14 protein-coding genes are annotated in these 14,372 nt (G+C 39.8%); 4 read left to right on the top strand and 10 right to left on the bottom strand.

The features are described from left to right. Window position 1: 1 nt before the first annotated feature. The 3 genes from rseP to CDOM16188_RS04835 are packed head-to-tail and all read left to right on the top strand — an operon-like array spanning window position 2 to window position 2,220. Entirely contained in the window at window positions 2-1,114 is a 1,113-nt protein-coding gene (rseP, locus tag CDOM16188_RS04845; protein WP_172199693.1) for an RIP metalloprotease RseP, read from the top strand. Next, complete coding sequence (locus CDOM16188_RS04840) at window positions 1,111-1,761, top strand: YggS family pyridoxal phosphate-dependent enzyme (protein ID WP_172199690.1); 651 nt, start codon at window positions 1,111-1,113, stop codon at window positions 1,759-1,761. Before rseP ends, CDOM16188_RS04840 begins: the two co-directional genes overlap by 4 nt. 9 nt (window positions 1,762-1,770) lie before the next feature. After that, entirely contained in the window at window positions 1,771-2,220 is a 450-nt protein-coding gene (locus CDOM16188_RS04835) for a hypothetical protein (protein ID WP_172199687.1), read from the top strand. Window positions 2,221-2,268: 48 nt separating this feature from the next. On the opposite strand, the gene CDOM16188_RS04830 is transcribed toward CDOM16188_RS04835, so the two are convergent. The 10 genes from CDOM16188_RS04830 to mltG all read right to left on the bottom strand — a co-directional run bounded on the left by CDOM16188_RS04830 (window position 2,269) and on the right by mltG (window position 11,890). Beyond that, window positions 2,269-2,760: a flavodoxin domain-containing protein gene (locus CDOM16188_RS04830; protein WP_172199684.1), complete on the bottom strand. Its 492-nt coding sequence runs from the start codon at window positions 2,758-2,760 to the stop codon at window positions 2,269-2,271. Beyond that, window positions 2,757-3,308, bottom strand: a complete 552-nt coding sequence (locus tag CDOM16188_RS04825) for a 2-oxoacid:acceptor oxidoreductase family protein (protein ID WP_172199681.1) — start codon at window positions 3,306-3,308, stop codon at window positions 2,757-2,759. The genes CDOM16188_RS04830 and CDOM16188_RS04825 overlap by 4 nt, the downstream gene beginning before the upstream one ends. Further along, a complete protein-coding gene (locus CDOM16188_RS04820; RefSeq protein WP_172199678.1) occupies window positions 3,305-4,150 on the bottom strand; it encodes a 2-oxoglutarate ferredoxin oxidoreductase subunit beta in 846 nt (281 codons plus the stop codon). Before CDOM16188_RS04820 ends, CDOM16188_RS04825 begins: the two co-directional genes overlap by 4 nt. Window position 4,151: 1 nt before the next feature. Continuing rightward, complete coding sequence (locus CDOM16188_RS04815; RefSeq protein ID WP_172199675.1) at window positions 4,152-5,273, bottom strand: 2-oxoglutarate synthase subunit alpha; 1,122 nt, start codon at window positions 5,271-5,273, stop codon at window positions 4,152-4,154. Window position 5,274: 1 nt separating this feature from the next. Continuing rightward, complete coding sequence (locus tag CDOM16188_RS04810) at window positions 5,275-5,580, bottom strand: 4Fe-4S binding protein (protein WP_172199672.1); 306 nt, start codon at window positions 5,578-5,580, stop codon at window positions 5,275-5,277. Window positions 5,581-5,706: 126 nt separating this feature from the next. Continuing rightward, window positions 5,707-6,585 carry a succinate--CoA ligase subunit alpha gene (gene sucD, locus CDOM16188_RS04805; RefSeq protein ID WP_172199669.1) on the bottom strand — a complete coding sequence of 293 codons (879 nt, stop codon included), beginning with the start codon at window positions 6,583-6,585 and terminating at the stop codon, window positions 5,707-5,709. Then, on the bottom strand, window positions 6,582-7,760 hold the full coding sequence (gene sucC / locus CDOM16188_RS04800) for an ADP-forming succinate--CoA ligase subunit beta (RefSeq protein ID WP_172199666.1): 1,179 nt from the start codon (window positions 7,758-7,760) through the stop codon (window positions 6,582-6,584). The genes sucD and sucC overlap by 4 nt, the downstream gene beginning before the upstream one ends. Window positions 7,761-7,765: 5 nt before the next feature. Beyond that, a complete protein-coding gene (locus CDOM16188_RS04795) occupies window positions 7,766-8,656 on the bottom strand; it encodes a malate dehydrogenase (protein WP_172199664.1) in 891 nt (296 codons plus the stop codon). After that, window positions 8,657-10,867 carry an NADP-dependent isocitrate dehydrogenase gene (locus tag CDOM16188_RS04790; RefSeq protein WP_172199663.1) on the bottom strand — a complete coding sequence of 737 codons (2,211 nt, stop codon included), beginning with the start codon at window positions 10,865-10,867 and terminating at the stop codon, window positions 8,657-8,659. Window positions 10,868-10,927: 60 nt separating this feature from the next. Next, entirely contained in the window at window positions 10,928-11,890 is a 963-nt protein-coding gene (gene mltG, locus CDOM16188_RS04785) for an endolytic transglycosylase MltG (protein WP_172199661.1), read from the bottom strand. On the opposite strand from mltG, the gene CDOM16188_RS04780 reads away from it, so the two are divergent. Further along, window positions 11,841-14,366, top strand: a complete 2,526-nt coding sequence (locus tag CDOM16188_RS04780; RefSeq protein WP_172199659.1) for an AsmA-like C-terminal domain-containing protein — start codon at window positions 11,841-11,843, stop codon at window positions 14,364-14,366. The two genes, mltG and CDOM16188_RS04780, sit on opposite strands and share 50 nt — an antisense overlap. Window positions 14,367-14,372 lie beyond the last annotated feature (6 nt).

The raw sequence follows: 14,372 nt of genomic DNA, 5'->3' as shown, positions 1-14,372 counted from the left end.
TTTGAAAAGTATAATATTTGTTATTTTACTCTTAATTGCAGGCGTTTATGCCTACTCTTGGTATTTTTTTATAACGGTTTTTGCTATCTCGTTTTTGATATTTTTCCATGAGCTTGGGCACTTTACGGCTGCTAGGATACTCAAGGTCGGCGTGCTTAAATTTAGTGTCGGATTTGGCGAGAGCTTGTACTCAAAGAAGATCGGACAGACTGAATACGCTATATCGGCGATCCCGCTTGGAGGCTACGTAAGCCTAAAGGGGCAAGACGACTCAAACCCTGCGGCAAAAAGCATGGATGATGACAGCTACAATAAACTAACTCCTCTTGGACGTATCTTTATCCTCTTTGCAGGACCGTTTTTTAACTTCACTTTGGCGTTTTTGCTTTTTATCGCACTTGGATATATCGGCGTAGATAGACTGGCTCCCGTTGTGGGAAGCGTTATGCCTGATTCGGCAGCTCTACAAGCAGGCATCATGAAAAACGATAAAATTTTAAGCATCGATGGAGTTACTATCCGCGAGTGGGACCAGATAACTAAGCAAATTTTACCAAAGCCTACAACGATAGAAATAGAGCGCGAAGGCAAAAATTTAACTATAAATTTAACTCCAAAGATAGGCGAGAGCCTAAATCTATTTCGAGAAAAAATCCAAAAACCGCTCATCGGTATATCTCCAAGCGGAGAGATAATAAATTTAAAAAACACAGGTCTTGACTCGATCAAATTTGCATACAAAGAGACGCTTGAGGCTTCAAAGCTCATATTTGTAGGTATAGGTAAACTGATCGAGGGCGTCGTGCCGATGAAGGATATGGGCGGGATAATCCAAATAGCCGATATCACGTCAAAAGCAGCTAAAATTGGCATATCAACCCTGCTCATCATCACTGCTTTGATATCTGTAAATTTAGGCGTGCTAAACCTGCTGCCCATCCCTGCACTTGACGGCGGACATATACTTTTTAACCTTTATGAGTTGATTTTTCGCCGCGAGATGAATGAAAAAGTCTATATCGGACTCACTTACTGCGGCTGGGCTTTGCTGCTAACGCTTATGATATTTGCGACGTTTAATGATATTTTAAGATTAAGCGGTAGCGGGCAATGAGTAACTTAGAAGAAATTTTAAAACGTATTGATAGCGCCGGTCTAAATGAAGCCGTAAAGCTAGTTGCCGTTAGTAAAAACGTAACCGTAAAAGAGGTTTTAGAGCTTTTTAATAAGGGGCAAGTTGATTTTGGCGAAAATAGAGTTCAAGAACTTAAAAACAAACAGCAAATTTTAGCTGAGATTTTGCCACAAAAACCTATAAAATGGCACTTTATCGGTCGCCTTCAAAGCAATAAAATAAACCAGCTCATATCTTTGCGACCTACTCTTTGGCAAAGTTGCGAAAGTCTTAAGACTGCTCTTGAGGTAGATAAAAGGCTTGATTATGATCTTGAGTGTCTGCTTCAGATAAACTCCGCTAAGGAGGAGAGTAAGCAGGGTGTGGAAGCCAAAATGGCGGTGGAGACGTTTTTATCTATCAAAGAGAGCTGCAAATTCCTACGCCCCGTGGGTGTAATGAGTATCGGCGCACACGTGGATGATATGAAGACTATCCAAAAAAGCTTTGAAACTACGCGTAAAATTTATGAAGAGCTTGAGCAGTATGGAGCTAAAATTTGCTCCATGGGAATGAGTAGCGACTTTGAGCTAGCTATAAAATGCGGCTCAAATATGGTTCGTCTTGGGTCTGTTTTGTATAAATAAGGCTAAAACATGAACAAAGATATAGAAACAACAAAAAAGTTTGTATCAGAACTAGACTATGTTATTGTCTGCATAGGCATAATTTTAATGTTAGCGGGAGAAGGATTTCCTTTCTTTTACTTGATGGCAATAAATATGACAGTTTGTCTTTTGTATGCAATAACTCCGATTAGGAAAAATAACTACATTTTACTTGTTATCCTTATATTGATTGCAAATTTTTTAATATTATTTAATGCAGAAGGATGGAATGAAGGAAGTATGCAAGGACGATATTATTATATAGAAATACTAAAGCCTACAACAGATATGATTTATGGTACTATTCTCTTTTCTGGTTTTCTTTTTGGTATTCCTATTATTTTATATATATTCTTAATAAATTCTCTAGCTAAACTTACGCACTATCTATCAAATACGGATAAATTTAAAACAAAAGAAGAGCTTAATAAAAAGTAATAAATTTCTGCTTGGCCAGTGATGACACAAACCAAGCGGATTTAAAAGTTAAATTTGAGCTTTTATGTCGCTTGCCCATTTATCTATACGTTTTTCGTACTCTTTATCGCCCTTCGTATCAAGCACTAGTCCGATAAATTTACCGTTTATAAATGCAGATGAGTAGTCAAATTTATATCCGTCCTTATCTTTTGCACCAAGCAATGAAGCTCCCTTTACAAAAGGCAAAAACTCAACTATCCCGCCACAGAAGTTATCGCCGTGGCGCTCTTGATTGCCAACTCCTATTAAAGCTACTTTTTTACCTTTTAAATTTGCCTCTTTTAGCAAGCCAAGCTTTGCCTTCCAATCCTCATGAAGCTCGCCAAATCCATAACTTGAGCTTGCTAAGATCAAAAGATCAAAGCCTTCAAATTCGTTTGATTGCACTACATCTTTAACCGCTTTTATCACTTTAACTTCGTCACCAAATTTAGCTGCCGCATACTCGCACGCTTTTTGCGTGTCGCCTTTGCCTGTTGCGTAAAATATTCCTATCATTTCTTTATCTCCTTTGCATATTTTATACCTAATTCATAAGCTTTTGTATTAGCCTCATGCACCTTTGGCGGCACTTTTGAAAGCATCACTTTGCGCACTAAATTTGCGTCCATGCACCCGCTCATCTCAACCGCCACACCAAGAGCAACAACGCTTTGAGTTATGACGTTTCCAACCTCGTCTTTTGCGATAGAGATGATGGGAATTTCATAAATTTGCCACCTCTTTCTATCCTCATCGCTTGCGTGAACCAAATTTGGCTCTATGACGATGATACCGCCGTCTTTAACACCCTCTTTAAATAGCTCAAAGCTTACCTGAGCCGTCGCAAGCATAAATTCTATCTCGCCTTCGTTTGCATAAGGATATAAAATTTCATCTTCGCTAAGCAAGATATCAACCTTCGTCGGCCCTCCTCTAACCTGCGATGTATAAGTTGAGGCCTTAACCCCGTATCCGCCCTCTTCTATCTTGGCTGCGGCTAGAATTTCTCCCGCCAGTATAACACCTTGACCGCCCACACCTACAAATCTAAGCTGTCTTTTCATATCATCGCTCCAAAGTCGATTTTCTCTCCGCTCCTAGCGGCTTTTATCACTTGATCATAGGCTTTGGTATACTCGGTTTTGGTTGTGTCGTGATGCAAAATTCCAAGCGGAAATTTGCCTCTTTGCTCATCCTCGCTAAGTGTGTCAAATTTGGTTTTGCTTACGCAAAGCGACTCAATCCAGTCAAGAGTTTGCACTGCTTGAGCCATCTTGTTTTTTCTGCCTAAATTTATATGACAGTTTGAAAACACGTCAAAGAAGCTGTATCCGTCATGAGCAAAGCCTTCGGCTAAAATTTTCTCGAGCTTCGTAGCTTCTATGACGTTTTGTCTAGCTACAAATGTCGCTCCTGCAGCGATTGCAAGCTTACAGGCATCAAAGCTTGGATCGATGTTTCCATGTTGAGCCGTCACCGTCCACATTCCGCGCGGAGTGGTCGGACTGGTTTGGGAGTTTGTAAGCCCGTAGATAAAGTTGTTTATGAGGATATGGTTTAAGTTGATATTGCGTCTACAGCCGTGTATGGTGTGGTTGCCACCTATGGCAAGCCCATCCCCGTCGCCTGTTACTACGATCACGTGCTTGTTTGGATTTGCCAGCTTTATGCCTGTCGCGTAGGCTATCGCGCGTCCATGCGTCGTATGAACGGTGTTACAGTTCATATATGAGCTAAATCGTCCAGAGCAGCCGATACCAGAAACCACGCAGACATCATCCATATCCCAGCCAAGCTTATCTATAGCGCGAATGACCGCTTTAAGTATCACGCCGTCACCGCATCCCCAGCACCAAAGGGTCGGCATCTTGTCTATTCTTAGATATTTATCGTAGTTAAATGCCATCTTAAAACTCCCTTATCTTGGCGATGATCTCTTGCGGACTGATTGGGCGTCCGTTTGCTTTGTGAAGCGTTTTAAAGCTCTCTTTGAGCGTTGCTTTTTGAATTTCGCCCGTGTATTGACCCAAATTTAGCTCACAGATTAAAATTTTCTCAAAATTTGCGCTTATGCTTTTTAATTTTTCTTTTGCTACCGGAAATAGCGTAATAGGCTTAAACATCCCTACTTTCAAGCCATCTTTGCGTAAAATTTCAACCGCTTCTTTAGCGGCTCTTGCCACGCTTCCGTAAGCTATGACGCAAATTTCGGCGTCATCTAGTTTATACTCCTCAAAAGAGTCTATCTCGTCGGTATGAGCATTTATCTTGTTAAACAGTCTGTTGATGTTGTATTCTACTATCTTGCCGTCTTCTGTTGGAAAGCCGGTTTCGCCGTGATGAAGCCCCGTAATATGATATCTGTAGCCTTTAAAAAATTTATTCAAAGTCGCCGGCTCATCGCTTGCGGCTTTGTAAGGCTTATACTTGCTTGCCTCGCCTTCAAACTGCTTTCTATTATAAATTTCAAGCTCGCTAAGTTCAGGCAAAATCGCCTTAGCGTGCATGTGCCCTATCGTCTCATCAAGCAGCAAAAATACAGGCGTCATGAAACGCTCTGCTAGATTAAAGGCGCGAATAGTCTCGGTGTAGCACTCCTCTAAGCTTGCCGGAGCGATAACTATGCTATTTATATCGCCGTGGCTCGGGTTTTTTGCCTGCAAAATATCGCCTTGTGATACACGTGTAGGAAGTCCCGTACTTGGTCCTCCGCGCATTACGTTTACGATTACGAGCGGAATTTCTGCGATAAATCCAAGCCCTATCTGCTCGGCCTTAAGCGAGATCCCGGGTCCTGAGCTTGCCGTCATAGCCTTAGCTCCGCTCATAGCGGCTCCAAGAGCTACTGAAATTCCCGCTATCTCATCTTCCATTTGGATAAATTTTCCGCCGTTTTTTGGCAAAAGCACGCTTAGCTCGTGAGCTATCTCGCTTGAAGGAGTTATTGGATATCCGCCAAAGAAGTTACATCCCGCATCTATAGCAGCTAGGGCAACGAGCTCATTTCCGCTTGATATGATCTCTCTCATATTAGGCTCCTAGCTTTTCATATCGGTTGGCTTTTACGGCTTCGGCCCTAATCTTACTCTCCGCGCTAAGTTTAGCAAATTTAAAGCCCTTGTCGGCTACATAAATCGCAAAATCAGGACAGTGAAGTTCGCAATCCCTACAGCCTATACAGGCCTCTTCGTGCACTACCTCTATCATCTTACCAAGCACGGCACTTGGCTCTAGCCTCATGCCAAGCACACCTGCAGGACAATAACTAACGCATATATCACAGGCTTTACAGCGAGTCGTATCAACCCAAACTGCGACACCCTCTTTTATCAACATCTGTTTTCCTTGCTTAAAATTTCTAAATTCGGCAATTTTATATAATCTTGCTTAAATTTAAGATTTCAAAAAATAGATAAAATTTATTTTAGTTTTTATTTAAGTAGCGAATATATCCGCTGCGCTTTAAATTTTGATTATCTCTTTAAATTTCGCCCCTATATCAGTAGGAGTATCCACGACAAGCACGCCTGCTTTTCTAAGTGCTTTCATCTTATATTCCGCACTTCCTTCTATGCCGTTTATAATAGCTCCTGCATGACCCATTTTACGCCCTTTTGGAGCGGAATTTCCTGCGATAAAGGCAACTATCGGCTTTGAAATTTTCTCTTTTATCATCTTGCAGGCTTTTACCTCAAGATATCCGCCGATTTCTCCTATTAAAAGTATCGCTTTAGTATCCTCATCTTTTTCAAAAAGCTCTAAAAGCTCCTCGTAAGCCATGCCTATAACGGCATCTCCGCCTATGCCCACGGCGGTTGAAATTCCAAAGCCCGCTTTAATTATCTCGTTTGCGCCTTCGTAGGTTAAGGTTCCTGATTTGGATATGATGCCGATGTTGGTTTGGGAGCGCTTAAAGACAGAGCTTGGCATGATACCCAGCTTACACTCGTTTGAGCTTATGATACCCGGGCAGTTTGGTCCGATGATACGCATTCCTTTTTTGATCGCATAAGCTTTAGCGTGAAGCATATCAAGCACAGGCACATGCTCGGTGATGACTACGGCTAGCTTTATGCCGGCGTCCGCAGCTTCGATGATAGCGTCTTTTGCAAAGGCGCTTGGCACAAAGACTAAGCTAGTATCGGCTTTTGTGGCATTTATGGCTTGCTCTACCGTGTCAAAAACGGGCAAATTTAGATGAGTTTGCCCTCCTTTAAAGGGAGTTACTCCGCCTAAAATTTGCGTGCCGTATTCTAGGCAGCTTTGAGAGTGAAATGTCCCTTCCTTGCCCGTAAAGCCCTGCACGATAACTTTCGTGTTTTTATCTATTAATATGCTCATATTAAATCTTTTTCGTTTGCGAATTTAACGGCCAATCTTGCGCCATCAAGCAAATTTTCAACTACATGCAAATTCTTTAACTCCGCACTTTTTAACATATCCATAGCCTCGGTCGAATTTGTCCCCTGAAGTCTGATTACGATAGGGGTTTTTAGCTCAAATTCTTTAGCCGCTTCTAAAATTCCGCCGGCAATCCTATCGCACCTTACGATACCGCCAAAGATATTTACAAATATCGATTTTACATTTTTATCGCGAAGTATTATCTCAAAGGCTTTTGCCACGCTTGCAGGGTTTGCCGAACCGCCTACGTCTAAGAAATTTGCGCTCTTTCCGCCTGCGTTTTGGATGATGTCCATAGTAGCCATAGCAAGCCCGGCACCATTTACTATGCAGCCTACATTGCCTTCTAGCTTGACGTAGTTAAGCCTGCTTTTTTTGGCTTCAAGCTCACTTGGTTCCTCTTCATCGTCATCTTTAAGGGCTAAAATTTCGCTATGCCTAAAAACGGCGCTGTCATCAAAGCTCATCTTCGCATCAAGCGCGTAAAATTCATCCTTGGAAGTTAAAACCAAAGGATTTATCTCTATCAAATTTGCATCTTTGCTTATATAAATTTGATAAAGCTTTTTTAAAATTTCGCTAAATTTTAGGCTTAGCTCCTTGCTAAACTCAAAAAATCCTATCAAATTTAAGATATGAAAGTCGCGAAGTCCGATCTGCGGATCTACATTTACTTTTTTGATTAGCTCGGGATGATCCTTGGCGGTCTCTTCTATACTCATTCCGCCCTCTTTTGAGGCGATTATGCTTATGTTTTCCTCTTTTCTGTCAAAGGCAAGGCTTAGATAAATTTCTTTGCTTATATCAAGCGCTTCCTCGATATAAATTTTTCTAACGACCTTGCCGTTTTTTGGAGTTTGAGGAGTTATGAGGCTCATGCCAAGCATGTCTTTTGCGATACTTTCAACCTCGCTTAGGCTTTTAGCTATCTTTACGCCACCGCCAAGACCCCGACCGCCTGCGTGAATCTGAGCTTTGATGACAAATTTATCTCCCTTTAGCTCTTTTGCCGCTTGCAAGGCCTCATCGCTTGAGTAAGCGAGCTTGCCGCCCGCTACGTTTATGCCAAATTCCTTTAAAATAGCTTTTGCTTGATATTCGTGTATGTTCATTTTACTTAGAAAAATTTACTTTGGATAAGAAATTCTATATTTTTCTTAATATCATCTTGGCTTTTTTGCACAGCCTCTTTTTCGTTTTGGCTAAGCTCCTTTATCTCTTTGATTCCGTCTTTGCCAAGCCTTACTCGCCTGCCGCAAGTTAAATTTTCATCCAAGACCACGCAGCAGCTTAGCCACTCATCGCGCTCTTTGACTATCGCCTCACACATCTTGGCTACCGCAGCTCCCGGTGCATAATACGCCGATGTACCAAGCAGTTTTACTATCTTAGCCCCGCCTGTTTTTGCTTCATGAGCCACTTCGTTAAAGCTTGCTTCGTCTAAATTTAAGCTGACATTTTCTTTTAAAACTAGCATGTCGTCGTTGTGAGAGCCGATGATATGAGCGTTAAACTCTGAATTTTTAAGTCCTGTTTTTTGACCTATCTCAAATTTAAGCCTTGCCGAGTCAAGTTCGCCCGCCATACCGATAATGCGCTTTTTATCAAAGCCACTTACTTTATAAACAACAAAATTTAGCACGTCAAGCGGGTTTGTTACCGTTATGATTATCGCATTTGGCGAAAATTTTACGATATTTTCAACGCTACTTTTTACGATGCCTGCGTTTTTAAGAAGCAGATCTTCTCTAGTCTGACCCTCTTTTCTAGGGCTTCCTGCGGTGATTACTACTATGTCGCTATCTTTTAAAAGCGAAAAATCATCTCCGCCCTTAACCTTCACATCGATACCAAAAACAGCAGCACTTTGAGCAAGATCTATAGCCTTAGCCGCCGCAACATTACCAAATATATCAACAAGTGCGATTTCATCCGCAACTTCTCTTAAAACCAGTGCGCTAGCTACGCTTGCACCGACATTTCCCGCTCCGATAACTGAAATTTTCATTTAAACCTCTCTTATGATTTGATTTAGTGTATTACTTGGTCTCATGGCAATTTGCGCCAGTTTATCATCAAATTTATAATACCCGCCGATATCCATCTTGGCGCCTTGCGCTTCTAAAAGCTCTTTGTTTATAACACTTTCATTTTCTTTTAGCGCATTGGCCAAATTTTGAAATTTACCAGCTAGTTTGCCGCCGTTTTGCGCAAGCTCATCCGCCCAGTAAAGCGCAAGATAAAAATGGCTCGTGCGATTATCGGGCTCTCCCGCCTTTTTAAGCGGAGCGCGATTTTCTTTAAGCCATTTTGCAACGGCTTGATTTAAAGTAAGCGATAAAATTCTTGCATTTTCATTGTTTTTTGTATTTGCCAGATGCTCTAAGCTTGCAATTAGCGCTAAAAATTCGCCCAAACTATCCCATCTTAGGTGATTTTCCTCAAAAAACTGCTCGGCTATCTTTGGAGCAGACCCACCCGCTCCCGTCTCAAACACGCCTCCGCCTTTTAAAAGCGGCACCACGGAAAGCATTTTAGCGCTTGTTCCAAGCTCAAGTATAGGGAAAAGATCGGTTAGATAGTCTCTTAGCACATTGCCTGTTACGCTTATGCAGTCTTTGCCTTGGCGGATTATATCAAGCGTCTTTTTGCAAGCCGCTTCCGGACTTAAAATTTCTATATCAAGGCCTTTTAGATCGCTTGAGTTTAAAATCTCTCTTACTTTTTTTAGAATTTCTTTATCATGGGCACGATTTTCATCAAGCCAAAAAATAGTTTTGGAATTTGTAATTTTAGCTCTATTTAAAGCAAGTTCAACCCAATTTTTTATCGCGTCGTCTTTTGTTTGCGTCATGCGAAATATATCGCCGTTTTGAACTTCAAATTTAAATATAACTTCACCGCTTGAACTTAAAACCTCTATAACTCCATCTTGGCTCATTACAAAAGTCTTATCGTGGCTTCCGTACTCCTCGGCTTTCTTTGCCATAAGACCAACGTTTGCCACACTTCCTATCTTGCTTGGATCAAGCGCGCAGTTATTCTTAAAATCCTCAATCACGCTCTCATAAACTCTTGCATAAGTTTGATCGGGTATCACCGCTTTAGCCTCTTTTAGCAAGCCGTCTTTATCCCACATCTTGCCTGAGTTTCTTATCATCACGGGCATTGAAGCGTCAATTATCACATCGCTTGGCACATGCAAATTCGTAATGCCAAGATCTGAATTTACCATAGCTAAACTAGGCTGCTTGGCATAAATTTCATCAAATTTAACCAAAATTTTCTCTTGCACTTCTTTATCAAGAGTAGCGATCTTTTCAAAAAGCTCTTTTAAGCCGTTGTTTTGATTTATCTTAAGAGCTTTAAACTCGTCTTTAAATTCCTCAAACGCTTCATCAAAAAACTCGCGCACAAAATGACCAAATATCACAGGATCGCTTACCTTCATCATGGTAGCTTTTAGATGTACCGAAAACAAAAGCTCTTTTGTTTTCGCATCTAAAATTTGCTCTTTGATAAATTCTTTAAGGGCGTTTACACTCATAAAAGTAGCGTCTATAACTTCATCTTTTTGGATTTTAAGATCATCTTTAAGCACTCTTTTTTCGCCGTTTTTATTTGTAAATTCAACCCTTAAAACGTCATCTTTTTTGCTAGTGTATGATTTTTCGTTCGAATAAAAATCCCCCTTGCACATATAGCTTACTTCGCTTTTATTATCCTTGTTCCAAGCTCCCATTTTATGCGGATTTGCTTTGGCGTATTCTTTTACTGCAGGGATTGATCTTCTATCTGAATTTCCTTGACGTAAAACTGGATTAACAGCACTTCCTAGCACCTTTTGATATCTTTGCTTGGCTATCTTTTCTTCATCGTTTTTAGGCTCCTCTACATAAAGAGGGATATCGTATCCTTTGGCTCTAAGCTCGTTTATAGCGGCATTTAGTTGCGGGATACTTGCGGAAATATTTGGAAGTTTTATGATGTTGGCAAATTTATCATCAGTCATCTTGCTTAAAATTTCAAGATAATCCTCGCTTCTTTGCTCAGGCTTTAACCTATCGCTAAAAGCCGCGATTATACGTCCCGCAAGCGATATATCAACGCTTTTTATACTGATGTCTGCTTTGTTTAAAAAATTTTCTAAAATCGCAAGCAAAGAGTAGCTAGCAAGCGCAGGCGCTTCATCGGTCTTGGTCCAAATAATATCGCTCATATTTAGCCTTTATAAATTTTGGATTATATTAGCAAATTTAACGTAAATTTCGGCATAAATTCACTTTTGGGATTTTATATGCTCATTGTGTTCGGCGTAAGTTTTGCTAAATTTATGTTTCATCGTCTTTTTGTCGCGCACGAAGTATAGATACTCCGAATTTTCAGGATTTATCGCGGCTTTTATCGCAGTAGTTGAAACCGTGCAAATTGGGCTTGGTGGAAGCCCCTCGTGCAAATAAGTGTTAAATTTGCTCTTATCCTCTCTGATACGCTTTGGGGTTACTGTTTCGTGTGAAAAAAGCCCGTAGTTTAAAGTCCCGTCCATTTGTAGCTTCATGCCTTTTTTAAGGCGGTTTTGTATAACCGAGCTTACAAGAGGCATTTCGCTCTCATCGGCTGCTTCTTTTTGGATAACCGAAGCGGTGATTAAAACTTCTTGCCATTTTTGCTCGTCATATGCGCCTAAAAGCTTTTTAGAGAGATTTTCATGAGACGCCTTAGACTCTCTTAAAAGATACTCAATAAGCTGATTTTCATTTATGCCGATAGGAATTTTATAAGTTTCAGGCACCAAAAACCCGTCGCCAATAGGAGCTAATGAGCTATAAATCTCATTTAAAATTCGCTCGTTTAAATTTAGCTTTACGGCAAGATCTTTTAAAAATATAGCCGTAGTTTCGCCCGGTATCAAAGTAATCTCGCTCATAGCGGCTTTTGCGGTGGTTAGCTTGTGTAAAAAATCAAATTTAGCAAGCTTGCCCTCTCCCACGTCTATCCAGCCTGATTGCGGATGTCCTATATAGGCTAAGATATGCTTATCCAGCGCTGTTACGTTAAAATTTTTAGACTTTAGATATGTTATAATTTCGGCTACACTGCCTTTTGGCAAAAAAATAACCTCGCTTGTTGCAACGGGTCTTGCAAGATAGAGAAGAAAACTTAGGGAAAAAATGAATATTATCTCGCATATTATGAAAAAAATTTGGCATATTTTAGCCTTCATCATCATATTTTTAACCATCCTTATAGCTACGTTAAAGCATGGAATTAACGTAGAAAAAATTGATCTTGGCGAATTTAAAGCCGAACAATTATATATAAAACTTGATAAAAAACTAATTCTAAGAGCTAGAAATATAGAAATTCCAAAGACCAGCAAAGAAGATAGCTCAAACGATAGCTTGCTTAGAGTAACGGATAATATAGGCTGGATAGACATGCTCTTTAAAGAGGTATTGCTTGAGAGGATTAAACTCGATAACAACGAATTTACGATACTGTTTTTTGAAAACGCATTTCACATCGATACGGCTTATCTAACGCTTGATACGACATTTACTCCTCAACCAAACGGACTTAATATCGATGTTTATTGGCTTGCTTTTAAAGACTTTAATGTAAATCTAACAGGCAATGCAAACGCGGATATAAAAAACAATATTTATGATTTTAACGGTACATTTTCAAGCCACGAGCTAAACGGCAAAGCAAACATAAAACTTAAAGATGAGATGCTAAACTACACTATAAGCGATATAAACGCAAGCAGTCTAAAGGGCTTCATGGATGAACTTGGCGCAAAGCTTGAGCTTAATAAAGACGTGAAAAACTGGATATACGGATATGTGACTGCGGATAATTACTTCGTGCAGGATTTAAGCGGTAAATTTGACCTAAAAACCGAGAATTTTTACTTAAAAGAGCTTAAGGCAAACGGTGTTTCTAAAAACGTAAAAGCCAAATTTGACGCCAAACTCCCGCCTGCTACGGTAGAAGAAGTAAAAGTTGAGCTTAAAAACGAAACTCTGAAATTTAGCCTTAAAAATCCAAAATGGCAGGGTAAAAATTTAACCGGCACAAGCCTTGAAATTTATAAAATTTTTGATGAAAAGGGTGCGGGACTACTGCTTGATCTAAAGGCAAGTGCAGCATTTGATAAGCAGGTAAATTCCATCCTAAAAGCGTATCATATAGATATACCTATCGAGCAAAAAAGCGGTAAGGCGGAGGGAAGACTCAAGCTTGATCTAAATTTTGATAAGCTTGATATGAAGATAGATGGGAAATTTAACGCCAAAGATAGTGTCGTGGATATCGCAGGAGCGAAATTTAACGTAAAAAACGCCGACATAAATATATCAAACGATAAGGTTTTAGTAAATGCCGCCGATAGCGGAATGGACTTTTTTAACGCGGATATAAAAGTAGATGTGGATATACATAAGCAAAATGCCGATATAAGCGGCAATGTAAAGAAATTTGATCTAAATATAGACGGTAACGAAATAGCCAAATTCGGTAATTTGCCGTTAAGTGCTAAGCTTGATTTTAGTAAAAAAGATGTCACTCTTGATATAGAAAATCCTAAAGTAAATTTGGTGTTTGGCAATGAAAACAAGATAACCATAAACAACCTAAAAGATGTCATCAACTACTCCCCTCTGCTTAAGGATATAGGCATAAAAGACGGAAATTTCACGCTTGTTACAAAGGATTTTGAAAATATAGATTTGAGTTTAAAAGATGCTAAATTTAGTCTGCCTTTAGTTGAAAAAGACGGAAGTGACTATGACAGCGACAGCTTTGATATCAAAATTTCAAAGAATTTAATATCGGGCAAGAGCGCTACGGACCGGCTTAAATTCAGAGTAAAAGACGGCAAGACTTTTGTGGATATTAAGGATTTAGACTTTGAGCTTAGGAGCGATGATGGCAATCAAAGCAAGGATATCAATATCGAATTTAGCGGTATAAAATCATCAATTATGATATATGATATAAATAGAACGATGGATTTTTTAAGCTATAACGGAAGCGTGGATAAAGATAGCCTGAAGCTTGAAGCAAAGCCTTCCAGCGGCACTTTAAGCCTCAGTAAAACGGCTGATAAATTCGATATGTCAGCAAATGATATTAGCGGAGAATTTGTAAATTCTCTAATAGGCAAAAACAGCTTTGAAAAAGGAAATTTCAAACTTAGAATTTTAGGAACAAGCACGGATGACTTTAAAGGTGAAGTAAGATTGCACGGTGCAAATTTAAGCGACTATACATTTTACAACAGGCTTTTAACCTTCTTAAATTCGGTTCCGTCGCTGATTATCTTTAAGACACCGGACTTTACAGAAAAGGGATTTCCTATCAAATTCGGCAAAATTTTATTCCAAAAAAAAGGAAATTTAATAGAGTTCGTAGCGATTGATCTGGAAAGCTCAAGTGCCGATATAGCAGGTCGCGGCACTATAGACTTAGCTACTAAAAATATCGATATAGACTTGGAATTAAAGCTTTTAAAAGACGCAAGCTCCATAATCGGCTCAATCCCTATCGTAAATCAAATCATCTTAGGCAAGGATAGAAGCATATCTACGGTCATAAAGGTTCGAGGAACGCTTGATGATCCTAAATACTCCACTCAAGTGCTTGCAGATACGCTTATGTCGCCGTTTAATATCATCAAAAACGTGCTTGAGGCTCCGTTTTTAATATTTGAATAATCAAGG

The sequence above is a fragment of the Campylobacter sp. RM16188 genome (genome assembly GCF_012978795.1).
Classification (GTDB): Bacteria; Campylobacterota; Campylobacteria; order Campylobacterales; family Campylobacteraceae; genus Campylobacter_A; species Campylobacter_A canis.
Note: the sequence above shows the minus strand (reverse complement) of the source record. Positions and strands in the feature narration are given on the sequence as shown.